Genomic DNA, 21,121 nt, shown 5'->3' on the forward strand with positions numbered 1-21,121 from the left:
GGTGATGGCGGGTGAAAAGGCGAGAGCGATGGGGCGACGCGGGCTGTGGGCCGCTGCCGCATTGTCATTCAATGAACAGGGCCGGGTCCACCATGGTGCGGTTGAGCATCACGCCCCAGTGCAGATGCGGCCCGGTCACGCGGCCGGTGGCGCCCACCTTGCAAAAGGCTTCCCCCGTCTGGACGGTGTCGCCCACGCGGACCTGAATGCTGCTCAGGTGGCAGTACATGGTGAGCAGGCCGTGGCCGTGGTCCAGCCACACGGTGCCGCCATTGAAGAAGTAGTCGCCCGTGTCAATGACGGTGCCAGGCAGCGGCGCCACGATGGGGGTGCCCGTGGGGGCGGCAATGTCCATGCCGCTGTGCGGGTTGCGCGACTGCCCGTTGAACACCCGCCGCAGCCCGAACGAGCTGGAGCGGCGCCCCGGCACGGGCTGCTGCATGCGCAGCGATGGCAGGGCACCGCCTGCGGGCTCGCTCCAGGTGGCCATCACGCGGGCCTGGTGGTCGCGCTCGCGCTCGTAGCGGGCTTGGTCTTCGGGCGACAAATCCACGGTGCGGGGAGACACCTTGAGTTGCTGCTCTGCATAGCGTTTGGGCGCCACGGTGTAGGGCAACTGCCGGGCCTGCGCCAGTTGGGCATCCGCGCCGCTGGCCAGCAGCGTGGCGTGTGCGCTGCCCACGGCGGCGGCCAATGGGATGCCCAGCACCGCCGTCCACTCGATGGCATCGCCCACCACCAGCACAGGCACGTCGGCATCACCTTGGTGCACCTGCACCCGGGGCCGCTGCGGCGCGGGGCCCAGCGACAGGCGCGCCACGCCGCCCGGCACCTGCAGCGCGTGCGGCCACACCACGGGCGCGGCGGGCTGCGGCTTGGCCGCCCAACTGGCGCCCGGCAAAGACAAAAGACCCAGGGTGGTGAGCAGCGTGCGGCGGTGGGGTTGGTGCATGGAGTGCGAAGCGGTGAGGGTGCGGGAGAGCAGCGGCAGATTCAAAGAAAAATAGCTGCCAGGGCTCATTTTATAAGCGCTGGCAGCTATCAATTTTGATGCGGTGAGTTGGCGTGGGGCCGTGCGAATCACGGTACGCCGCGCACCGCCAGCCCCGTCACAAGAACATCAGTGGGTGACAAACTCGTAGGTCACCGATTCGCTGTCCACCATGTCCAGCACGTCGTTGAGCACGTCGTCATCGTCGGTGCTGCTCCAGGTTTCTTCGGGGTTGGTGGCAAACAGGGGCTCAATGGCAACGTCCATGAAGGTGCCGTTGGGCAGCTTGAGCACAGGGGTGCCTTCCGAGGTGCCCACCAGCTCCCAGTCGTCGGGCACGGACATTTCAAGCTGGATGGTGACGTTGAGTTTTTTCATGGTGCATTCCTGAGGGTAAGGCGGCGAGGGTAACCGAATTTTGAATAGAAAGTGCTGCCAGCGCTCAAGGAATAAGCGCTGGCAGCTATAAAAAGAGGAGCTAGCTGGCCCGGGCTGCTTTGGGTGGGCGGGCTGCCTTGCCTTCGGTGCAGGCCGTTCTAGCCCGGAATGTTGGCCTCAACCAGCTGCGCCAGCAACTGCAGCGACTCTTGCCAGCCCAGGTAGCAGGCTTCGGTAGGAATCATGGCCGGAATGCCTTCTTGCACCGCCACCAGCTCGGTGCCCACCGATACGGCTTTGAATGTGACGGTGGTGCGCATTTCGCCCGGCAGGTGGGTGTCGTCAAAGCGGTCGGTGTTGACGATGCGCTCACCCGGCACCAGTTCCAGATAGCGTCCTCCAAACGCGTGGGTGTGGCCCGTGGCCAGGTTGGTGAACTGCATGCGGTACACGCCGCCCACGCGGGCGTCCATCTCCAGCACCCGGCCCGTAAAGCCGTGGGGAGGCAGCCACTTGGCCATGGCGTCGGGGTCCAGAAAGGCGCGGTACACCCGCTCTGGCGGGGCGCGCAACATGCGGTGCAGGGTGACGGTGCCGGTGGCTTCAGCGGCGGGTGCGTTGCTCTGGCTCATGTTGGGCCTTGGGTGGGGGAAGTGCTGGGGCGCCCATCATCCCCCAGCCCTGTGGCGCTGTAAACGCCTGCGCTTGCGGCTTTACAGGGTGTTTCCGATGGGCTGGGCTGGCCGCTCAGCCATCGGGTCAATGCACTCAGGCCAGTGCCTGCACGCGCACCGCGTAGCTGGCGCTGCCCTGGGCCCACTGCACCAGGCGGTCGATGTTGGGGTGCTTGCCAGGGTGGGCGTGGGCATCGGCGGTGTGCTCGGCATACCACTCCAGGCCCAGGCTGGCTGCGGCGGGTGTGATGTGGCCGCCGTACAGCGCGGCCAGCGCGGCATACAGCGCCAGTGAACCGGCTTGGCCGGGCTTGTTCTCTAGGGTGGCGAGTACAGCGCCGTCAGCGCCCAGCACTTGCAAGGAGGTGAGGTGGGCGGCAGAGGGCAGTTGCTTGAGGCGGTCAGCGAAGTTCATGGGTTCCATTTCCAAACAAATAAGACTTACGCAACATCGGAGTGCAACAAGCGGCTCACCCAGAGGTTATCCCTTGCCATGAACCCACTTGGGACCGTTCACGCTGAGCTTGTCGAAGCGCTGCGCAAGGCTTCTACAAGCTCAGCCCGAACGGATGTTTCAGGTGCAAAGATGCCTGCTCAATACGCCCTGTTGTGCGTAAGTCGTGACAAAAAAGGGCTGGTGCATTGCTGCACCAGCCCAGTGGGTCCATCGGCATGCCTTATCAAAGGCAGGCCAAAGCGCAGGGGCGTGAAGTTAACCCAATTTCGCGCCCTGCGTCGCATCCATCAAGGATGCACGCTCACTTCTTCACATCAAACCGGTCCAGGTTCATCACCTTGGTCCATGCGGCCACAAAGTCGCGCACAAACTTCGCTTGCGCATCGGCCTGGCCGTACACCTCTGCAATGGCACGCAGTTGCGAGTTGGAGCCAAACACGAGGTCCACCCGCGTGCCTGTCCACTTCACGGCGCCGGTCTTGCGGTCGCGGGCTTCAAACACATCGTTGGCGGACGATGTGGGGGCCCAGGTGGCGCCCATGTCCAGCAGGTTCACAAAGAAGTCGTTGGTGAGCTGCCCGGCGCGTTGGGTGAGCACGCCATGCTGTGCACCCCCCACGTTGGCACCCAGCACCCGCAGGCCACCCACCAGCACCGTCAACTCGGGCGCGCTCAGGGTCAGCAGTTGCGCCTTGTCGATCAGCAAGGCCTCGGCGGGCACGCTGAAAGTTTTCTTCTGGTAGTTGCGGAACCCATCGGCCACGGGCTCCAGCGCGGCGAACGATTCCACATCGGTTTGCGCCTGGGTGGCATCGGTACGGCCAGGGGTGAAGGGCACTTGCACGGCCTGACCTGCGGCCTGGGCTGCGGCTTCCACCCCAGCGTTGCCAGCCAGCACGATCAGGTCGGCCAGCGACACCTTTTTGCCACCACTTTGCGCCGAGTTGAACGCGGTCTGAACGCCTTCGAGCACGCCCAGCACCTTGGACAACTGCGCGGGCTGGTTGGCTTCCCAGTCTTTCTGCGGGGCCAGGCGGATGCGTGCACCGTTGGCACCGCCGCGCTTGTCCGACCCGCGGAAGGTCGATGCCGAAGCCCAGGCGGTGGACACCAGCTCCGCCACCGACAGGCCCGACGCCAGCACCTTGGCCTTGAGTGCCGCCGCGTCCGTTGCGTCGATCAGTGCATGGTCCACGGCAGGCACGGGGTCTTGCCAGATGAGGTTTTCGGCGGGCACTTCAGGGCCCTTGTACAGGGCCTTGGGGCCCATGTCGCGGTGCGTCAACTTGAACCAGGCGCGGGCAAACGCGTCGGCAAATTCGGCGGGGTTCTGGTGAAAGCGGCGGGCAATCTTCTCGTAGGCCGGGTCCATACGCAGCGACAGGTCCGCCGTAGTCATCATCGGCGCGTGCTTTTGGCTGGGGTCGTGCGCATCGGGGATCATGTGCTCAGGCTTCACATCCTTGGCCACCCACTGGTGCGCGCCCGATGGGCTCTTGGTCAGCTCCCACTCGTAGCCAAACAGCATGTCGAAGTAGCCGTTGTCCCAGGTCGTGGGGTTGGGCTTCCAGGCGCCTTCGATGCCGCTGGTCGTGGTGTGCACGCCTTTGCCCGTGCCCAATTTGTTGATCCAACCCAGGCCTTGCACTTCAATGGCGGCGGCTTCGGGCTCGGGGCCCACCAGGGTGGGGTCGCCTGCGCCGTGGGCTTTGCCAAAGGTGTGGCCGCCGGCCACCAGGGCCACGGTTTCTTCATCGTTCATGGCCATGCGGGCAAAGGTTTCGCGCACATCGCGGCCGCTGGCCACGGGGTCGGGCTTGCCGTCCGGGCCTTCGGGGTTCACGTAGATCAGGCCCATTTGCACGGCGGCCAGGGGGTTCTCCAGGTCGCGCTCGCCGCTGTAGCGGCTGTTGGCCTTGTCACTGGTGGCCAGCCACTGGGCTTCGGCGCCCCAGTAGATGTCTTCTTCGGGCTGCCAGATGTCGGCACGGCCGCCGGCAAAGCCAAAGGTCTTGAAGCCCATGGATTCGAGCGCCACGTTGCCCGCCAAAATCATCAGGTCGGCCCACGAGATGGCGTTGCCGTACTTTTGCTTGATGGGCCACAGCAGGCGGCGGGCCTTGTCCAGGTTGCCGTTGTCGGGCCAGCTGTTCAGCGGTGCAAAGCGCTGGTTGCCCGTGCCCGCGCCGCCGCGGCCGTCGCCCGTACGGTAGGTGCCTGCGCTGTGCCAAGCCATGCGGATGAACAGGCCGCCGTAGTGGCCCCAGTCGGCAGGCCACCAGTCTTGCGAATCGGTCATCAACGCTGTCAGGTCGGCCTTGAGGGCGGCGTAGTCCAGCTTTTCAAAGGCGGCGGCGTAGTCAAAGTCTTCGCCCAGCGGGTTAGACGCCGGAGCATGCTGGTGCAGGATGCCCAGGTTCAGCTGGTTAGGCCACCAGTCGCGGTTGGACTGGCGGGCCACGGCGGTCTTGGCGCCTGCCTGCGCGTTGGCGGCACTGTGGAAAGGGCATTTCGATTCGTTGCTGCTCATGGGGCTCTCCTTGGTAATTGGCTGAAACAAGTGGGTTGAAGGATATTTCAATCAATTGTTCATATCCATTGATTAAAACTAATCGCTGGCATGCATTGGCGCTATGCACGCGCGGGTTTTGGCCAGATGCATCCGTGGTAACCCCGCATTGGCATCCATCGTGCTTTGGCTTACGGTGCTTTTGCTATCGCGTTTTCCCTCCACCCTCGTCCTCTCCGGAGCCTTTTTGAAATGACCCCTAAGAAATTCCTCGCCATCGCCGCTGCCGCCGTCATCACCTGCTTGTCTTTCACCCAGGCGGCGCAGGCAGGCCCCCGGCTCGACAAGATCATGGAGACCAAGACCATCCGCGTGGGCACGCCGGGCGACTACCGCCCCTTCGCCATCAAGACCGATGCTGGCTTTTCGGGCCACGACATCGACGTGATCGAAACCATGGCCAAAGAGCTGGGCGTGAAGATCGAATATGTGCAGACCTCCTGGCCCAACCTAACCAAAGACCTGCAGGCTGACAAGTTTGACGTGGCCGTGGGCGGCATCACCCGCAACGTCACCCGCATGCGCCTGTTTGACATGCTGCCCGGCTACGCCCCGTTTGGCAAAGTGGCTCTGGTGCGCAGCGCCGACAAGGCCAAGTACACCAGCGTGGATGCCCTGAACCAGCCCACTGTGCGCGTCATCAAGAACCCCGGCGGCACCAACGAAACCTTTGTGCTGGCCAACCTCAAAGCCGCGCAGGTCAGCACACACGACAAGAACGCCGAGATCCCCGCATTGATTGCCGACGGCAAGGGCGACGTGATGATCACCGAAACCTACGAAGCCCTGCACTACGCCAAGGCCGACCCGCGCCTGCATGCTGCGTTTGTGGACGCACCGCTGACGCCCAAGAACTACCTGGGCTTCATGGTGCCCACCGACGACGCCGACTACACCCGCGTGATGGGCTTTGTGTGGGGCTTGATCGAAAGCCGTGGCGCCATCCAGCAGGCCGCCACCAAGTGGCTGAAGTAACCTGCCCAGCGGGTGAGCTGCCGGCTTGATGGATCCACGCCATCCCCCGGCAAAATAAAGGCCCCGGCCACACGCCGCACACCCCTTCCGGCGTTGCAGCCGGGGCTTTTTTCATGACCGTACCGAGCACTGCGCCCACTACTGCACCCGCCACGGCATTCCCTCCCGCTTCGTATCCCATTGGCACCCCCGGCCAGCCCTGGGGCGCTGCCGAGCTGGCCCAGTGGCGCGAGCGCCAAGTGCGCCAGCGCAGCTATGCCGATGACGTGCTGGCCGCAGTCGATAGGCTGCGCACCCGCTTTGATGTGACGAGCTACGGCGAGGTGATCTATGGTGATGAGCGTTATGCGCTGCAGGCCATTCGCCCCCGCGCCTGGGCTCCTGGCCTGCCCATCGTGCTGGTCACCGGCGGTGTGCACGGCTACGAAACCAGTGGCGTGATGGGCGCGCTGCGGTTTGTGGACCAGCACGGCGAGCGCTATGCAGGCTGCGTGAACTGGCTGGTGGCCCCCTGCGTCAGCCCCTGGGGGTGGGAGCGCATCCAGCGCTGGAACCACGATGCCATCGACCCCAACCGCAGCTTTCGTCCCGGCAACACCGTGCAAGAGTCTGCCGCGCTCATGGCATTGGTGGCCCAAGTGGCCCCGCTGCATGGCCAGTTTGCGGCGCACATCGACCTGCACGAGACCACCGACACCGACGAATCCGAGTACCGCCCCGCAGTGGCCGCGCGCGACGGTAAGGCGTTTGAGTCCGGCAGCATCCCCGACGGCTTTTATTTGGTGGATGACACCGAAAACCCCCAACCCGCCTTCCAGCAGGCCGTGCTGCAAGCGGTGGCCCGCGTCACCCACATTGCCCTGCCTGACGAGCGCAACGAAATCATCGGCTCACCCATGACGGAGCCCGGCGTCATCCGCTACCAATTGACGGCCTGGGGCCTGTGCGCCAGCGTGACGGGCGCGCGCTACACCACCACCACCGAGGTCTACCCCGACAGCCCCCGCACCACGCCCGCTGCCTGCACCGCCGCGCAAGTGGCTGCGGTGTGTGCGGCGCTGGATTTTGTGCTGGCCAGTGGCCGCTGACCTGCGCATGGACGACGTTGCAAAGCACAAGCGCCAAGTGAGGGCAGCGCTGGCGGAGCGCGGCCTGGGCGCGTGGATGAATGACACCAAGTGGCGTGAGCTGTTGGGCGTTATTGATACGCTGCCTTTTCCTCCGCCGTATCAGCGCAAAGACGTGCTGCGCGCTGAACCAGAGCCCAGCACCTTTGATGCAGACGTTTGGTACATCGGCGACTGGGTGGAGGGGATTCACCCCTTGTATTCCATCGAATGGCTGCGCATCCGCCCCAGATACCTGGAGCCTGTCGGCCAGTTGCTACCGCCCACCGTGGCCGATTGCGAAGCTGCGCTGGAACAGGCACTGCAGTCGCTGGGCGTGCCCTACGAAAAGGCCGATGGTTCGATCTGGATCTATGGCTATCGGTAGTTGATATCTCCAGAAAATGCCTGACTAGCGACTTGCCTCAGATACCACTCCATCCGTTCGGGCTGAGCCCGTCGAAGCCAGGGCTAGCTGCGTGCAAGGCTTCGACAGGATCAGCCCGAACGGTTGGGGCCGAGAAGGCGTCTAAGGTAGGCCGAAAATCAGGCTAAATAGGCTGCTAGAGCTCATGGATAAAGCGCTAGAAGCTATAGAAAACATAGCAATCTGCGCCGCAATCAAGCCTTCCACGCCCCCTGGTGTGAAGCCGATGCCTCCTCAATCAGCGCAGGCCCGATGCACTCGATGGCGTGGCCTGAGGTGTTGAACACATCGCGGCACGACAGCTCGGCATCGCGCTGGTCCAGCCGCTCGCCGCGAAACACGCGCAACCGCTCGGCGTCAATGCCGTACACCACGCGGCTAATGGCCGACCAGAAGATGGCACCTGCGCACATCACACACGGCTCGCCCGACGAGTAGAGCGTGGCCTGGGCCAGCGTCTCGCGGCTGTGGCGCGGGCTGGCCAGGCGGATGGCCGATGTCTCGGCGTGCGCCGTGCAGTCGCCCGTCTCGCCATTGGCGTTCCAGGCCTCGGCCAGCACCGTGTCGTCGGGCGCCACAATCACCGCGCCAAAGGGCCGGTTGCCGCGTACGCGGGCCTGGTCGGCTAGCGCAATGGCGTGGCGCAGGTAGCGGCCATCGCGCTCGTGCAGCGGCACCTCAGCGGGCAGCGGGGGCTGTGCAGGCACTGCCGTCATGCCGCCACCTTGCGGTCTGTCGCAGCGGGCAAGAATGCGGGATTGAATACGCGCTCAGCCGCAGGCTTGCGCGCCAGGCCATACACGGCGGCAACTTCGTCCACCTGCTGCGCCAGCACGCTGGCCTGCACACCGCCCAGGCCCACGGTCTGCACCTCGGGCGCTGCCAGGTACTGGCGGGTGATGGCCCAGCGTTCGCGTTCCACATCCATGTTCAAGATGGGCTCACGCGCCTTGATGGCGGCCAGCGCGGCGTCGGGGTTTTGCAGTGTCTCGCGCAGTGCGCGGTTGCTGGCGCGCAAAAAGGCTTTGGCCAGCTCGGGCTTGTCTTGCAGCAGCTTGCCCGCCAGCACGGCGTTGCCATACAGCTGCAAGCCCGCCTTGCCATATTCCAGCACCGCCAAATCCTTGGGCGGCATGCGCGCAAACAGCGACACGGCCGAGTCGTGGAAGTACGTGGCCGCGTCCACATCGCCGCGCACCATCACGTTGTCGCGCGCGCTGAAATCGGTGGTCACCCACTCAAACAAATCGGGTGTGGTCTTTAGGCTGCGCGCCACCATGGGCCAGCTGCGGCGGGTGGATTCCACCGCAGCCGCCGCCACGCGCTTGCCTTTGAGCGAGGAAAAGTCGTTGGTCACGCCACGGTCCTTGCGGCCAATGATGACGAAGGGCGCGCGGTTGTAGTACTGGTACACAGCCTGCACCGGTGTGTCGGGGTTTTGCGCGTGGAACTCAGTGAGCGAGCTGATGTCGCCCAGCCCCAGGTCATACGCCCCGCTGGCCACACGGGTGATGGAGGCCACCGAGCCCGCGCCCACATCAATGCTCACGTCCAGGCCTTCGTCCTTGTAGTAGCCCTTGGCCTGCGCCAGAAAGAAGGGCGATGTCTGGCTCGTCACCCGAAAGTCGAGCGTGAACTTGAGCGGTGTGAGCGGCCCCTGGGCGTGCACCCACGGTGCAGCAAGGCTGAGGGAAGAAGCGACAGAGGTCGAGAGAAACAGGCGTCTTTGCATGGCGGTGCCCCATTGAACAAGTGCTGCAGACCACCGACCGCACTCGCTGTGGCGGGGCAGGGCGCGCGCCCCTGCACAAGGCAAACGGGCACCCGCACCAGCCTCCGACACATGCCAGACAGGTCGGCACGAAACTGAGCAATTTCCGGGCAACACAGGCGCGGGGCCTGTGTGCTGAACGCTTCTACTCAAGGGCATGCCAATGCATGAAGCGTGCCCGGAGCGCGACATGGCGGTGATGTTGCGATGGTGATTCAGGCTGCTCTTGCTGCAGCGCAAAAGGTGCGCGGTGTTTTTGTGGTGGCGGCTGCGCGGCCCGCTGGGCGCTTGCGTTGGCCTGAGCACACGGCGCTGCACCAGCTTGCGCACGCCGTTGTGGTGCAGCGCATCACCGAAGCGGGGCAGGGGGTGGTGCTGCGCACCCTTGCATGGCACTGATGCATTGTCTTTGCGGTGTCTTTGAGTGCGGTGAGTCGCTGGGAAGCCACCGCACTGCTGGCCCCTGAATTGCTTGGGTGAGGGCAAGAGTAGAAGCGTTCAGCGCTGCAGCCTCCGCCCACCAGGGTGCGGAGGCGGTAGGCGGGTCATTGCTCTTGAAGAGGGAAGCGGCCTGGCCCCGGCAGGGCCGTTGCCCCTGTCCACTTCAAGGGCGCTAGGAGCCTGTCGGACTTGGAGCGTCGAAAGCGAAAATTGGCCCCAGCGAGGACAGTTTTTGCCGGATTTGCAGCCCCATAGCCCAGCTATGGGGCAAAAAGACGGTGAAAAATGGACCGCTGAGGTCAATTTGTAGCCGACGATTTCCAAGTCCGACAGGCTCCTAGGCGCATGCATGGGCCAGTGAACGTGTCTGCTGTGCGCCGCACACAGATGGCAACGCTGGCCCGTGCAGGCCCAGCCCTTGTTGATTTTGTACTTTGGTACTTTGACAAGGAACACTGCCATGACCACCGCTACCGCTAACGCTACCGCTGAAACGACCCAGCCACACAGCCTCTCCCACACACCGTATTCCCCCTCCGTCGCGCCCGACGTGCTGGGCGAGCTGGCCAAAGAAGCCCGCATGGGCGACATGGGCCACGAGACCCACGCCCGCGAGGTGCGCTGCATTGACCTGAGCGACTTTGAACACCGCAAGCGCGAGATTGCCGACGAACTGTGGAGCGCGGCGGTAGACATCGGCTTCTTCCAGGTCAGCCACCACGGCATTGCGCTGCAAGACATCCGCGATGCCTTCACGCGGGCCGAGGCTTTGTTTGCATTGCCAGCCGCCACCAAGGCCCAGTGGCCCCTGTCCCGCAACGCGGGGTGGGAGCACAAGAGCCAGATCCGCCCCTCCACCCGCACGCCCGACCAAAAAGAGTCCTACCAAATCACCCGCCCCCGCATGCAGGGCCTGTGGCCCACCGATGCCGAGCTGCCCGGCTTTGAGCAAGCCAGCCTGGCCTTTGAGCGCCAGTGCTGGGAGGTCGCCATGCGCCTGCTGTCGTGCTTTGCGTACAAGCTGGGGTTTGACGAAGGCTTCTTCACCCGCGCCCACAATCCCGAGGTGCCCAGCTACCAAAGCACGCTGCGCATGCTGCATTACTTTGCGATGGACCCGGCACTCAAAGATGAACTGGGCCTGTGGCGTGCAGGCGCACACACCGACTTTGACTGCCTCACGCTGCTGTTTCAGCGCCCAGGGCAGGGCGGCCTGCAGGTGCTGCCCGGCAAAGAGATGGAAGGCCGCCAGTGGACGCCCGTGGAGCCCGCCGAAGGCGTCATTACCTGCAACATCGGCGACATGCTCACCCGCTGGAGCGACGACGCGCTGCCCAGCAACTTCCACCGCGTGCGCAACCCGCTGCCGCACGAATACCAGGGCGCCCGCTACAGCCTGGCCTTCTTCGCACAGGCCAACGAAGACGCCGTGATCGAAGGCCCTGGCAAAAAGTACCCACCCATCACCGGGGCGGAGTACCTGCGCCAGCGCATCAGCGCCAATTTTTCCAATCGGTATTGAGGCGGGCGGCAACGTCGGCTGCGACGTTATTGAGTCGGCATCTTTGAACTTGAAAAATCCGTTCGGGCTGAGCCTGTCGAAGCCCTGCGCGGCGCTTCGACTGCGCTCAGCCCGAACGGTTCAAGTTGATTCAAGCTGACTCAATAGCTGCAACGAGGCGCGGTCCAGGCCCCGCGCCGCATCACCCCCCGGCGGTGTAGCGCACCACCCGGTTGCGCCCGTCGCGCTTGGCGCGGTACAGCGCGGCGTCGGCGTTTTGCACCAGCGCGTCGGCATCCTGCCCATCGTCAGGCATGCAGGCCATGCCCACCGATATGGTGATGGGCGGATGCACATTGCCGCCGTCAGCCACAGGGGGCATCTTCATCACCGCATCGCACAGGGCCTGGGCGCGCTCCAGCGCCACCTGCGGCGTGGTGTTGGGCAGCACCACGGTGAACTCTTCGCCGCCATAGCGCGCTACCAGGTCGCTCGCGCGTACCGTGTCGGTCAGGGTCTGCGCCACGCTGCGCAGCACCCGGTCGCCCAACTCGTGGCCAAACTTGTCGTTGAACTGCTTGAAGTGGTCCACGTCAATCATCAGCACGGCCAGGGGCGTGTCGGGTTGGTCGGGGCTGCGCCGCTCGGCCCGCAGCACCTCGCGCGTCAGCGATTCGTCCAGAAAGCGGCGGTTGTACAAGCCGGTGAGCGCATCGCGGATGGACTGCTGGCGCAGCGACTCGCGCAGGCGCAGGTTGCCCAGCGACAGCGACACCTGCTCCAGCGCCGTCTGCCGCAGCTGCGCCAGCAGGGCCTCAGGCAGGCACACAGAGGCGCCATGCGGGTCTAGCACCAGCAGGCCCGTCAGGTCGCCATGCGAGGCCACCGGAAAGCACAGCGTGCCTTGCAGCGAAGGCTCGTCCCCCTGCTGCAGGTGCCGGCAGGTGCTGGCCTGGCCGTGATCGGGCTGGGCAAAGGGCTGGCCTTTGCGCAGTGCCCAGCATTCCTGCGGCTCAAAATATTCGGTAAAGGGCCGCTCGCCCCAGGCCACGCAGCGGCGCAGCTGGTTGCGCGATGCCGACATCAGGTACAGCGCGCCCGATGCCGCGTGCAGCAGCACTGGCAGCCGCTCTTGCAGCAGGGCCTGCGCTTCGGCCATGTCTGCGCAGGTCTGCAAAAAACGCCCCAGCTGCGACAGGCGCTGCATGTGTGCGTTGTGTTCGCTGGTGCGCTCTGCCAGCGCCAGCAGCTCGGCGTTGCGCGTGGTCAGGTCGGCCTCGTTGTCGGCCATGCGGCGCGCAAAGGCCACGCCACGCGCCACCACCAGCAGCAGCAACCCCACGCCGGTCAGCATGGCTAGCGCGGTGGTGATGTAGGCGCGCTTGATCGCTTGGTCGTGCGCCGCCTGCAGCTGGGCGATGCTTTCGTTTTGCAGCGCTGAAAAGCGCTGGGCGCTGGCACCCAGCTTCTCCATCAGCGCCAGGCCTTGGCCGTCGCGCACCCCTGCGACGGCCTGCTCGCTCTGGCCTGCCACGTGCATGCTCACGGCCTGCGCCAGTTCTTGCAATTTTTCATCCACCAGCGCCAGCATTTCATTGAGTTGGGCCTTGGCCTGGGGGTCGGTCACCATCTGCTCGAGCTGGCGGCGCGTGCCGCGCACTTCAGACACCGCCACATGGTAGGGGGCCAGATGGTCTGAGGTGCCCGCAATCAGGTAGCCGCGCTGGCCGATCTCTGCAATCAGCACCAGGCGTAACAGTGCGTCGGTGGTGTGCACCGAGCGATAGGCCGCGTCCAGCGTTTGCTGTGCCCGCACCAGGCCCAGCAAGCTGTGCACTGTGGCACCCCCACTCAGCAGCAGACCCGCAAACACTGCGGCCAGACTCCATCGTTGTGCGGTGGGCATTCTGTGGGTGTGGGGCATGGCGGCTGAAACTCCTGGGGAATGGGCCACGCCAATGGTGGGCGCGCCAGTTCATCGTAGGGACGCCCAGCCCGCAGCGCATCCGGGGATTTACCCGTTGGCTGTGGCACGGCGTTCAGCACTATTTTAGGCATAACAGGCCGCTAGGCATTGAAAAATATGCGCAGGCTGCTATCGAAATGATAGTTTATTGAGTGGCCCATGGGCGCAATGAATGGTGGCTGGTTTGTGTCCCGCTTGCTATGGGCCTGCGCCTGGCTTGCAGCCGATGGATGGCTGGGCGATGACGCGTCAGTGGCGGGCTACCGGCCTTGCATGCAGGAGCAAAGCCGATGCATCCACAACTCAAGGATTCAAGGACCCGCAACTCAGCGACCAGGGGCCCGGCGATCAGTGGCCCAGCCGCTGGTGCTCAAGCCCCAGTCTTGACCAGCGTGCGTCGGCATGTCGGAAAGTGGGCACACCCCCAGAACTTGCCGCCGTCGCTGCCCCGCGTGCGCTCCAGCATCTTGATGCCGCAGCTGGCGCAAGTGGGCCGCCAGTATTCCCCCTCGTACGCCACCTGCAGCAGTGCCTGCTGCTGCGCCGGTGTGCGCCGCGCAATCAGCTGCAGCAAGCCCGCGCCGTCCAGCGTATGGATGCTGTTGGCCCTGGCAAACTCCAGCGCGGCTTCGGTGTAGGTGGATGTGGTGGCATAGGTGCCGCGCTTGAGCTGGTGCGACGCCATGACGCCAAAAAACTCGCGCATCTCGCGCACGCCCACCGGCTTGCTTTGCCAATGCTTGCACTGCACCACAGCCGCAGGGCCGGGGCTGTTGCGGCTGTGCAGCCAAATGTCTACCCCGCCATCGGCCCCATGCGACTGGGCCCGCGTCTCAAAGCCCGCCTGGGCAAACAGGGCCTCGCACACGGCTTCAAATCGGCGCCATTCAATCGCGGCAAACACGGCCGTGCTCCAGCCGTTGTCTGCCATGCCCGCCCCGCTGCTGCCCGCTGGAGCCGTGTCGCCAGCCAGAGGCTGCGCATCGCGCTGCAGGTGGGGCTCGGTGCGTTGGGGCGCCATAGCGTGCGGCTGTGCCGGGTTGTCCTCTGCGGTCAGGGGCGCCACCGTGCCGGGGTCTGCGCCCCAGCTCGACCCCAGGGTGCTGGCCCATTCAGGCTGTGGCGCGGAGCGGGGCACTTGCTGCAAGTGGGTGCGCTGGCGGCGCTGCCGCTGCTGCCGTTGTGCCGGGGCCTGCCCGCCTTGCTCGGCCATGTGCAGCCGGGGCGACTTGGCGCGCACCGCATAGTGCACGGCCAACAGCAACACGCCCACCGCCAGCACTGTCCACCCCACTGGCCGCAGGCCTTGCACCACCGCTGTAGCCACGGGCGTCTGCCCCGCCAGCAGGGGCAGCACCACCAGCATCCCCAGGCCCAGCGCGCAGGCCGTCCAGCCTTTTTCTTGCAACTCGCGCCGGGCGCGGTCTTGCCGCTTGCTGCGGCCCAGGGGGCTGTACCGGGTGTGTGCCAAAGTGTTCTCCTCGTAGGGCGCCACCGCAGGCAGGCGGTGGGCGGCAGTTGTTGGGGCGGTTGGGGTGCTTAAGTCGCCCCAAGGCATTGAAATACTGGCGTAGGCAGCTACTAAAATAATAGCGTTTTGGCAGCGCTTTTTGCGCCGCCTGCAACGTGCGGCGCGGCCTAAATATTACATTTAGTTAACACTTTTGGGTATATTGTTACGCGCGGCATGGTTTGCACCCGTTCCGGGCTTTAGTGCGCTTTGCCGGGCTCTGCCGGGCCGGTGCCCTGCGGGCCGCATCTGCGTTCAGTGCAGCGCGTTGGGCCGCGCAGTCTCTTGATCCTGTGCACGAATCAAGCGGTGCGTGTGCGCTGTCGATCAGGATGGGCGGCTATGCAAAGCCCCCGACGACGCGGATACGGCGTGGCGATTCGAGCAAAGGGGCGCTAGGCCTGCCACACCCCAAACCCGGCCGACCGCAGGTCAATGCCGATTTCAATCTCGCGGTCTACCGCCTCTTCGTAAGGCATGGGGTTAAAGCCCTCGTACAGGTCTGGCAGCAACCACAGGCCGTACTGCTGCACATACCGGTTGGCCTGAATGCCCGCCTTGTGCTTGTCAAACCGCACATCCGGGTCCAGCCCCGTCATGCCCACATACACGCACGGCTTGCCGTCGATATAGCCAGGGTTGCAGCGGCGAAAGCGCGGCTCCAGCAGCACGTCTTTCGATAGTTCGATGACGTAGACGTGGTGGTGTGGGCGGCGGGACATGGTGCGCGTTGTCGGTGGGGCGGAGTGTTGCCTCAGGCCTCGGGCACGATGCGCCGCAGGGCTCGCACCTTTTGCCACAGCGCCGCTTTGGGCATGAGCATGCCCATCGCTTGCATGCAGCGCTCCAGCCAGCCAGTGCGGGTTTGCAGTCGGTCTATGGCTTTGCCCAGGTCGCGCGCTACCGAAGGGCCATAGGCTTCTGCGGCCTTGGCCAGCGCGCCGCGCAAGGCGGGCAGGGGTAGCTCCATCATGGCAAGGTCGATCACGTCGCGGCTGAACACGCCATCGTCGGCCTGCCGGTCTGAGTTGGCCAACAGCTTGGATGCAGCCAAGTCCAGCCGTGTCAGCGTGCTGACCCCGCACACCGTGTCGCCCGCCACCGGTGGCTCCAGTGCAATGCGCGCCTCGCGCACGATCTCCAGCTTGATGGCCTGCCCATCCATCTGCACCTGCGTGCGAATGCCGTATTGGTCGGCCCGAATCTCGCGCAGGGCCACCAGCGGCTGGGCATGCGGGTGGGTGATGGCGGCCAAGCCATCAGGGCCTGTGAGCAGGTGCCGAAGCTCCCGGTAACCGCCCGCGTCCGACACCAAAAAGTCAATGTCCACCGACTCGCGGTACTCGCCGTAGCGCAACGCAATGCAGGTGCCACCCCCAAACAGGCAACCGTGCTGCCGCAGCGTGTCTCCATTCATCGCCGCCAGCACATGCGCAATGCGCTGGTGGTGCGGGCGCTCAAACTGCATCGCTGGCCTTTGCGTTAGCGGCGGGCTGCAGTGCCAGCCGCAATGCCTCTAGCAACGCCTGCTCGTGGGCAGGCATGGCCGTCATGTCCAGGTGCCGCGCATTGCGTTCGTAAATGCCCAGCGCCTCGGCGGGCGTGAGGGTATCCGTGCCATGCACCTGCCACGCCAATGCGCGCAGATGTGGGTAGTCCGCCAGCGCCACCCGCGCCGGAATCCAGCCCGTGCGGTCTGCCTTTGCGGCGGGCGGTGCCTGCGTGCCGGTTTGGGCCAGCAGCCCCATGCCCAGCGCCGCCATGGCGTTGCACCACGCGCCCATGGTCACCGAGGGCTCGCCCTTCTCAATGCGGTGCAGCGTCACCCGCGACAGCCCTGCGGCTTCTGCCGTCACCGTAGCACTCAGCCGCAGCGCCTTGCGCTGGGCGCGAATCTGCGCGCCCAGGGTTTGCAACTGGGCGGCGCAATGTTCAGGTGTAATCGGTGCGGGTGATGGCATGATGTTTCTCATTATTTGCAAAAATGCTTTTTTGTCAAATATGAGAAACACTTTTTGGATTTTTGGGGCTAGGGCTACCGTTCACAATGCCTTTGACGCTATTTTTATGAATCAAATCCGACCCCAGCGCTTGCACTACCAGCGCAAGCAGCTATCAAAATAGAAGCAAATTGTGTGCAAAGAGATTCAGGCCGACGCCCCCGACCCACCGGCCAGCGCGCCCAGCAGCCGCGCGCTCACCTCGGCCGCATCGGGCGTGGCAAAAGCCATGTTGTGCTGGTCCGTCAGCGGGCCGTGGCCGGGTTCCATGCCGCCGCCAGCGCCGTAGCCCATGGCCTTGAACTTCCACACCCCGCCTATCTTTTTGAGCGAACCCACATGTGCGCCCGTGGCCGTGTGCACCGCCACCACCTCGGCGTTGACGGGCAGCAACTGCAGCGGCCCCGCCAGCGGGCCGGGCGGCACGGGGCCATAGGTGGGGGTGAATGGGGGCAACGGGGACGGCGTGGGTGGCGTAGATAGCATGGCGGTGTTTGTATCGCAAATTGCGCAGCACCTGCCGCACCGGGGGCCTTTGGTGCTGCGCAGGCTTATCGCTGGCTATTGGTATGCCGGTATGCCCGCCGCCACGGTAGCTAGTCGGCACACCGGGGTCGTCATTGGCCTCATGCGGCACAGGTCAAATCAGCTGGTAGCGCTTGCAATGCAAGCGCAGGCAGCTATGAAAAGCGTAGCGATAGAGTAGTGGATGCTGCAGCGAAGCCCCCATGACGGACCCATGGCCTGACTTGAACGCCAGCTAAACCCCTGGTGGCGTCCACAAAAGCGCACCCCCACCCAGCAAACCCATGCCAAACAGCGTCCAGTCGTTGATGATGTGCGCGCCCGTAGAAACCCAGAGGTTCTTGGTCATGATCCACGGCAGCGTCAGCACCAGCCTGGCGGTGCCGATGATGGCCAGGCACTGGACCACATTCCACCCATACGTAGGTAGATGCATCAGGCCAAACAGGGCCGCAGACAGGAGCCACGCTGCCACCACAGCGGTTTTGCGGCGGGCCCCCAAACGCTGGGTGAACAGCGCCATCAGCGCCAAAAAGGGCAGGATGGTGATCAGCTCCTCCCCCAGAAGCTGCGGCGCCATGTTGGCAAAGATGATGACGCGCTCCCACGGGCCGCTGGCCTGCAACATCGTCGCGCCAGGGTTGGTCGCCTGGGGCATCACCGATGTCAGCATCAACCCCACGGCCACCGTCACCACAATGTTGAGCAGCGCAAAGCAAAACATCCACAGCACATCGCGCGCAGACACCCTGGCAAACAAACTTTGCCAATGCCCCGGAGCCACCCAGCGCAGGCAAGCCAAGGGAATCAGCGCAAGCAGTACCGACGGAATCAGCCTGCCTGCAGGGGGCCAAGGCCAAGCAATGGGCAAAGTCACCACCAGCAACCCGGCAGCTGCCGCAGCCATCAGCAGCAGCCACTGCGGCCCGGAGATGCGGGCGGGCTGGTTGTTGAAGAAAGGAAACTCGCGCCCCGGCCGCTCAATCCAGCCAAAACGCTCCATCGCCACCGATGCTTGCCCGGTCGGTTTGTGCATTGCCACCCCCTCTTGAAAGCCAGCGAGCGCGCTCTCTGGCGGTTGAATGCCCAAATTATGAGAGATATCTGGCTGTAGCGCACATAGAACAAGCGCAGGTAGCTATCAAAAGAGTAGCAATTGAGGGGCCGTTTAGAACGAAGACCCAGGCTCGTTCAAAAACGCCAGTTCTTCAGGCGTTGAGGTGCGGCCCAGGACGGCATTGCGGTGCGGATAACGGCCAAAGCGGTCAATGATGGCCTTGTGGCGGCGCTCAAAGTCCAGATTGTTTTCCATACCCGGCTGCGCAAACAGCTTGAGGGCTTGCTCATGGATCACCGCCGATTCGCTGTGCATGTACGGCATGTAGGCAAACACGCGCTGCGCCGTGGGCAGGCTGCGGTCTTGCCCGCTGGCTACCAGCTCTTGCGCCAGGGCGAGGGCCAGCGCGTCTTGCGCGAAGGCGTGGGGCGTATCGCGGTACACATTGCGCGAGAACTGGTCCAGCACCAGGATTTCAGCCAGCCGGCCCTCTGGAGTGGCGCGCTAGGGGAACAGCTCGCAGCGGGCTGCGGCATCCAGCGTGGGGCCGAAGCGAGTGCGGATGGTTTCGTCCAGTACAACGTCTTTTGTGAAGTGCTGTTTTGGATCTATGTCGCTGAGCCAGAATGTGAGAACCGTGCCCATTAGTTGATGGAGTGCAGAGGTATTCAAAACTGGCAATATTTAATTTATTTGAGAGGCAATTGCAGTGATCAGCTGTTTTTCAAATTTTTGAAAACTAGGAAGGCGTTTAAGAGAATCAAAGTCTTCCATGAAGCTTGCGATACGTCTTCTTGCGCGGTGTGCATCAAATTGCTTTAATCTTCTAGGGGCTAAATTCGTTGCAGTTTTTAGCGCGGTGAATAAAACAGATTTAGGATCTGGAAGCTGCTCGATATCGCGATTTCGTGGCAAATTTAATTCAACGGTCCCATTTTTGTTATCGGCTGCACATCGAATTGCATGTGCATTGGTCAAGAGCCAACTTTCAATCATTCGTACTGGTACAGCTGGTACCACTGGAATTGGGATTTCGGCATGTGTATGTGCAGCAATAATTTCAGTTATTCTTTTTTCGATAGACATGCTCTCGGCATCTCTATGGCAAACAATGATGTGAGGCTCGTATGATGAATAGGCTTTTTTTAATCTTGAATGTAAGGGGCCGTGTGCAGGTATTACTTCTCGTGCTTCGGAGATGCGAAAGGCTTGTTCTGGGAATGACGTGTCTGTAATCCATTGAATCAAATCGTGAATGCACAAATCAGAGGTTCCATCGCAAACTATGGATATAGTAATGACGCTCAAGACCAACCTCATTTAGTAGTGATTGGTTCAAAATCAAACATGCCTTGCTCAGAAGCCAGTTGCCAGAGCTTTCCTCTGTTTAAGTCATCTTCTGGAACATCGTCGGAGTTTCTTAGGTAATCTAGCAGCTCCGTTACGGTTACTTTTGGGGTTAACTCTGATTGGTGGTCTGGGTGTGAAAGACGCCAAGAATTAACTATTGCTCCGTAAGCCGTGAAAGAGGAACGATTTTTTCTGATTGGAACCGCAACTAGAAGTTCGTCAGGTGTTAAATTTCTGACGACAACCGGTGAGTGTGTGTTAATGATTACTTGTCTTAAGGGATTATCCGTGCTAACCGCAATCTGTGTATTGACGGCCATCTCCCTGAGTAGCTCTAGGATTGCGTTAATTCTTGAAGGATGAATCCCATTCTCTGGTTCTTCAAAGCAAATAAGTCCTTTTGAATCGGAATCAAACGCCATGGTTGCAAGTGCAAGAAAACGCAATGTTCCATCAGAGAGTGATCGCGCTTGATGAACTACTCCATTTCGTTGTTCTAAAAGCAAAGTTTTTATTCTGCGAGTATTGTCAACATCTACTGAAACGCCTCTGACCTCGGGTAGCAGTGTTGCAACTCTGTTTGAAATTTCTTCATATCTCTTCAGTCGCTCGAGAGTGGAGGGAATATGAGCGCCATCAAATGTGATGTGCGGATCATCTGAAAATTCATCGGGTGACCTCAGACGAGATGGTTCCAATTGAAGTAACTTCCAACTCTGCATCTCTCTTCGTGCTGCAAGCACAGTTGGGCGTTCATCAGTATTTGCCGATCCAAGTACAGTTCGTGGTGAGTTTTGGGCTGGAATTTGAGATGGGCGCCCTGAGTTTCCGTCTTGGCTTACATTTATGGTGGATGAGCCTGTGCTGGAGTCTTGCTCTGTTGTAATAAAAGGGGCTCTGCGTTCACCAGCTAGCGCTGAATTAAAAAATTCTTTGGAGCAGCTAAAGCCAATACGTTTTTTTGCACTGCTTTTGGGTAGATAGGTTAAATGCTCAGAAACAAGCTCAATTCGTTCATTGAAATCGCTATCAATGACATATTTTAATTCAATTTTGTATGTCAAAAAAGTTGTGCTTGGTTTTGCTTTGCGTCCAAAATCATCGGTGACCTCATTCGCAACTATGAAGTCGGCCTCAATCGAAATGTTGGGTAAATTCTGATCGATAGTCTTTGTGAATAGAGACCGTAAATCACCTTTGCGACCACCATTTCTGTCGCGAACTCGATGCGCTGCTTCAATAATAGAGTGATCTGCTAAGTCACGTAAAAATAGAATGGCGTCGAATAAATTCGACTTTCCCGCTCCATTTGCCCCGGCAATGCATGTGAATGGGCCAAATCGAACTTCGGAATCGATTAAGCTTTTGAATCCTTTGACACGAAGTCTTGTTAGCATTGTGCAGTTCCTAGCTACGAGGAAGT

Annotated in this window: 21 protein-coding genes and 1 pseudogene; 5 read left to right on the plus strand and 17 right to left on the minus strand. The window is 62.3% G+C overall.

Going from position 1 to position 21,121, the window contains the following annotated elements:
- Window positions 1–64: 64 nt before the first annotated feature.
- The 5 genes from C8C98_RS17235 to katG all read right to left on the minus strand — a co-directional run bounded on the left by C8C98_RS17235 (window position 65) and on the right by katG (window position 5,030).
- A complete protein-coding gene (locus C8C98_RS17235; protein WP_121456341.1) occupies window positions 65–952 on the minus strand; it encodes a peptidoglycan DD-metalloendopeptidase family protein in 888 nt (295 codons plus the stop codon).
- A 168-nt stretch (window positions 953–1,120) separates the two neighbouring features.
- Window positions 1,121–1,369 carry a hypothetical protein gene (locus tag C8C98_RS17240; RefSeq protein WP_099655203.1) on the minus strand — a complete coding sequence of 83 codons (249 nt, stop codon included), beginning with the start codon at window positions 1,367–1,369 and terminating at the stop codon, window positions 1,121–1,123.
- 158 nt (window positions 1,370–1,527) lie between these two features.
- Entirely contained in the window at window positions 1,528–2,001 is a 474-nt protein-coding gene (locus tag C8C98_RS17245) for an SRPBCC family protein (protein WP_121455287.1), read from the minus strand.
- Between the two features lie 136 nt (window positions 2,002–2,137).
- Entirely contained in the window at window positions 2,138–2,458 is a 321-nt protein-coding gene (locus C8C98_RS17250) for a DUF2322 family protein (RefSeq protein WP_121456342.1), read from the minus strand.
- 343 nt (window positions 2,459–2,801) lie between these two features.
- Entirely contained in the window at window positions 2,802–5,030 is a 2,229-nt protein-coding gene (katG, locus tag C8C98_RS17255) for a catalase/peroxidase HPI (protein WP_121455288.1), read from the minus strand.
- A 231-nt stretch (window positions 5,031–5,261) separates the two neighbouring features.
- Between katG and C8C98_RS17260 the strand changes: the two genes are divergently transcribed.
- The 3 genes from C8C98_RS17260 to C8C98_RS17270 all read left to right on the plus strand — a co-directional run bounded on the left by C8C98_RS17260 (window position 5,262) and on the right by C8C98_RS17270 (window position 7,538).
- Window positions 5,262–6,044 carry a transporter substrate-binding domain-containing protein gene (locus tag C8C98_RS17260; RefSeq protein WP_121455289.1) on the plus strand — a complete coding sequence of 261 codons (783 nt, stop codon included), beginning with the start codon at window positions 5,262–5,264 and terminating at the stop codon, window positions 6,042–6,044.
- Window positions 6,045–6,157: 113 nt separating this feature from the next.
- On the plus strand, window positions 6,158–7,132 hold the full coding sequence (locus C8C98_RS17265; protein WP_121455290.1) for a M14 family metallocarboxypeptidase: 975 nt from the start codon (window positions 6,158–6,160) through the stop codon (window positions 7,130–7,132).
- A gap of 7 nt (window positions 7,133–7,139) precedes the next feature.
- Window positions 7,140–7,538, plus strand: a complete 399-nt coding sequence (locus C8C98_RS17270) for a DUF6678 family protein (RefSeq protein WP_147436390.1) — start codon at window positions 7,140–7,142, stop codon at window positions 7,536–7,538.
- A 233-nt stretch (window positions 7,539–7,771) separates the two neighbouring features.
- Here the strand turns inward: C8C98_RS17270 and C8C98_RS17275 are convergent, their stop codons facing one another.
- Both C8C98_RS17275 and C8C98_RS17280 read right to left on the minus strand, forming a co-directional pair.
- Window positions 7,772–8,293, minus strand: coding sequence for a nucleoside deaminase (locus C8C98_RS17275; protein WP_121455292.1), 522 nt, complete (start codon window positions 8,291–8,293; stop codon window positions 7,772–7,774).
- Window positions 8,290–9,309: an ABC transporter substrate-binding protein gene (locus C8C98_RS17280; RefSeq protein WP_121455293.1), complete on the minus strand. Its 1,020-nt coding sequence runs from the start codon at window positions 9,307–9,309 to the stop codon at window positions 8,290–8,292. Before C8C98_RS17280 ends, C8C98_RS17275 begins: the two co-directional genes overlap by 4 nt.
- Window positions 9,310–9,555: 246 nt before the next feature.
- Between C8C98_RS17280 and C8C98_RS17285 the strand changes: the two genes are divergently transcribed.
- Together C8C98_RS17285 and C8C98_RS17290 are read left to right on the plus strand one after the other, a co-directional pair.
- Window positions 9,556–9,747: a hypothetical protein gene (locus C8C98_RS17285; RefSeq protein WP_121455294.1), complete on the plus strand. Its 192-nt coding sequence runs from the start codon at window positions 9,556–9,558 to the stop codon at window positions 9,745–9,747.
- Between the two features lie 622 nt (window positions 9,748–10,369).
- Window positions 10,370–11,311 (plus strand): isopenicillin N synthase family oxygenase, encoded by a 942-nt coding sequence (locus C8C98_RS17290; RefSeq protein WP_233574700.1) that lies wholly within the window; start codon window positions 10,370–10,372, stop codon window positions 11,309–11,311.
- 181 nt (window positions 11,312–11,492) lie between these two features.
- Here C8C98_RS17290 and C8C98_RS17295 read toward each other — a convergent pair whose 3' ends face one another.
- From C8C98_RS17295 to C8C98_RS17340, 10 genes and pseudogenes are all read right to left on the minus strand, one after another.
- Window positions 11,493–13,214: a diguanylate cyclase gene (locus C8C98_RS17295; protein ID WP_121455296.1), complete on the minus strand. Its 1,722-nt coding sequence runs from the start codon at window positions 13,212–13,214 to the stop codon at window positions 11,493–11,495.
- Window positions 13,215–13,626: 412 nt separating this feature from the next.
- The gene (locus tag C8C98_RS17300) at window positions 13,627–14,727 is read right to left on the minus strand and encodes a restriction endonuclease (RefSeq protein ID WP_233574580.1); all 1,101 of its coding nucleotides are present in this window, start codon (window positions 14,725–14,727) and stop codon (window positions 13,627–13,629) included.
- A 434-nt stretch (window positions 14,728–15,161) separates the two neighbouring features.
- Window positions 15,162–15,488, minus strand: coding sequence for a hypothetical protein (locus C8C98_RS17305; RefSeq protein WP_121455297.1), 327 nt, complete (start codon window positions 15,486–15,488; stop codon window positions 15,162–15,164).
- Between the two features lie 32 nt (window positions 15,489–15,520).
- Window positions 15,521–16,234, minus strand: coding sequence for a nucleotidyl transferase AbiEii/AbiGii toxin family protein (locus tag C8C98_RS17310; RefSeq protein WP_121455298.1), 714 nt, complete (start codon window positions 16,232–16,234; stop codon window positions 15,521–15,523).
- Complete coding sequence (locus tag C8C98_RS17315) at window positions 16,224–16,727, minus strand: helix-turn-helix domain-containing protein (RefSeq protein ID WP_121455299.1); 504 nt, start codon at window positions 16,725–16,727, stop codon at window positions 16,224–16,226. The genes C8C98_RS17310 and C8C98_RS17315 overlap by 11 nt, the downstream gene beginning before the upstream one ends.
- A 186-nt stretch (window positions 16,728–16,913) precedes the next feature.
- Window positions 16,914–17,252, minus strand: a complete 339-nt coding sequence (locus tag C8C98_RS17320; protein ID WP_121455300.1) for a hypothetical protein — start codon at window positions 17,250–17,252, stop codon at window positions 16,914–16,916.
- 274 nt (window positions 17,253–17,526) lie between these two features.
- Window positions 17,527–18,327 carry a CPBP family intramembrane glutamic endopeptidase gene (locus C8C98_RS17330; protein WP_121455302.1) on the minus strand — a complete coding sequence of 267 codons (801 nt, stop codon included), beginning with the start codon at window positions 18,325–18,327 and terminating at the stop codon, window positions 17,527–17,529.
- A 132-nt stretch (window positions 18,328–18,459) separates the two neighbouring features.
- Window positions 18,460–18,993: pseudogene (locus C8C98_RS17335) on the minus strand (DUF924 family protein).
- A 39-nt stretch (window positions 18,994–19,032) separates the two neighbouring features.
- Window positions 19,033–19,656 carry a hypothetical protein gene (locus C8C98_RS21615; protein ID WP_147436392.1) on the minus strand — a complete coding sequence of 208 codons (624 nt, stop codon included), beginning with the start codon at window positions 19,654–19,656 and terminating at the stop codon, window positions 19,033–19,035.
- Window positions 19,657–19,664: 8 nt separating this feature from the next.
- Window positions 19,665–21,095 carry an AAA family ATPase gene (locus C8C98_RS17340; protein WP_121455303.1) on the minus strand — a complete coding sequence of 477 codons (1,431 nt, stop codon included), beginning with the start codon at window positions 21,093–21,095 and terminating at the stop codon, window positions 19,665–19,667.
- Between the last annotated feature and the right edge of the window lie 26 nt (window positions 21,096–21,121).

Origin of the sequence: Acidovorax sp. 106 (assembly GCF_003663825.1) — a bacterium.
Taxonomy (GTDB): domain Bacteria; phylum Pseudomonadota; class Gammaproteobacteria; order Burkholderiales; family Burkholderiaceae_C; genus Acidovorax.

What these genes read in the sequence shown, in the direction of transcription:
- C8C98_RS17235 (WP_121456341.1), bottom strand. Translation starts at nt 952, where the DNA reads ATGCACCAACCCCACCGCCGCACGCTGCTCACCACCCTGGGTCTTTTG.
- C8C98_RS17240 (WP_099655203.1), bottom strand. Translation starts at nt 1,369, where the DNA reads ATGAAAAAACTCAACGTCACCATCCAGCTTGAAATGTCCGTGCCCGAC.
- C8C98_RS17245 (WP_121455287.1), bottom strand. Translation starts at nt 2,001, where the DNA reads ATGAGCCAGAGCAACGCACCCGCCGCTGAAGCCACCGGCACCGTCACC.
- C8C98_RS17250 (WP_121456342.1), bottom strand. Translation starts at nt 2,458, where the DNA reads ATGAACTTCGCTGACCGCCTCAAGCAACTGCCCTCTGCCGCCCACCTC.
- katG (WP_121455288.1), bottom strand. Translation starts at nt 5,030, where the DNA reads ATGAGCAGCAACGAATCGAAATGCCCTTTCCACAGTGCCGCCAACGCG.
- C8C98_RS17260 (WP_121455289.1), top strand. Translation starts at nt 5,262, where the DNA reads ATGACCCCTAAGAAATTCCTCGCCATCGCCGCTGCCGCCGTCATCACC.
- C8C98_RS17265 (WP_121455290.1), top strand. Translation starts at nt 6,158, where the DNA reads ATGACCGTACCGAGCACTGCGCCCACTACTGCACCCGCCACGGCATTC.
- C8C98_RS17270 (WP_147436390.1), top strand. Translation starts at nt 7,140, where the DNA reads ATGGACGACGTTGCAAAGCACAAGCGCCAAGTGAGGGCAGCGCTGGCG.
- C8C98_RS17275 (WP_121455292.1), bottom strand. Translation starts at nt 8,293, where the DNA reads ATGACGGCAGTGCCTGCACAGCCCCCGCTGCCCGCTGAGGTGCCGCTG.
- C8C98_RS17280 (WP_121455293.1), bottom strand. Translation starts at nt 9,309, where the DNA reads ATGCAAAGACGCCTGTTTCTCTCGACCTCTGTCGCTTCTTCCCTCAGC.
- C8C98_RS17285 (WP_121455294.1), top strand. Translation starts at nt 9,556, where the DNA reads ATGGTGATTCAGGCTGCTCTTGCTGCAGCGCAAAAGGTGCGCGGTGTT.
- C8C98_RS17290 (WP_233574700.1), top strand. Translation starts at nt 10,370, where the DNA reads ATGGGCGACATGGGCCACGAGACCCACGCCCGCGAGGTGCGCTGCATT.
- C8C98_RS17295 (WP_121455296.1), bottom strand. Translation starts at nt 13,214, where the DNA reads ATGCCCCACACCCACAGAATGCCCACCGCACAACGATGGAGTCTGGCC.
- C8C98_RS17305 (WP_121455297.1), bottom strand. Translation starts at nt 15,488, where the DNA reads ATGTCCCGCCGCCCACACCACCACGTCTACGTCATCGAACTATCGAAA.
- C8C98_RS17310 (WP_121455298.1), bottom strand. Translation starts at nt 16,234, where the DNA reads ATGCAGTTTGAGCGCCCGCACCACCAGCGCATTGCGCATGTGCTGGCG.
- C8C98_RS17315 (WP_121455299.1), bottom strand. Translation starts at nt 16,727, where the DNA reads ATGCCATCACCCGCACCGATTACACCTGAACATTGCGCCGCCCAGTTG.
- C8C98_RS17320 (WP_121455300.1), bottom strand. Translation starts at nt 17,252, where the DNA reads ATGCTATCTACGCCACCCACGCCGTCCCCGTTGCCCCCATTCACCCCC.
- C8C98_RS17330 (WP_121455302.1), bottom strand. Translation starts at nt 18,327, where the DNA reads ATGCACAAACCGACCGGGCAAGCATCGGTGGCGATGGAGCGTTTTGGC.
- C8C98_RS17340 (WP_121455303.1), bottom strand. Translation starts at nt 21,095, where the DNA reads ATGCTAACAAGACTTCGTGTCAAAGGATTCAAAAGCTTAATCGATTCC.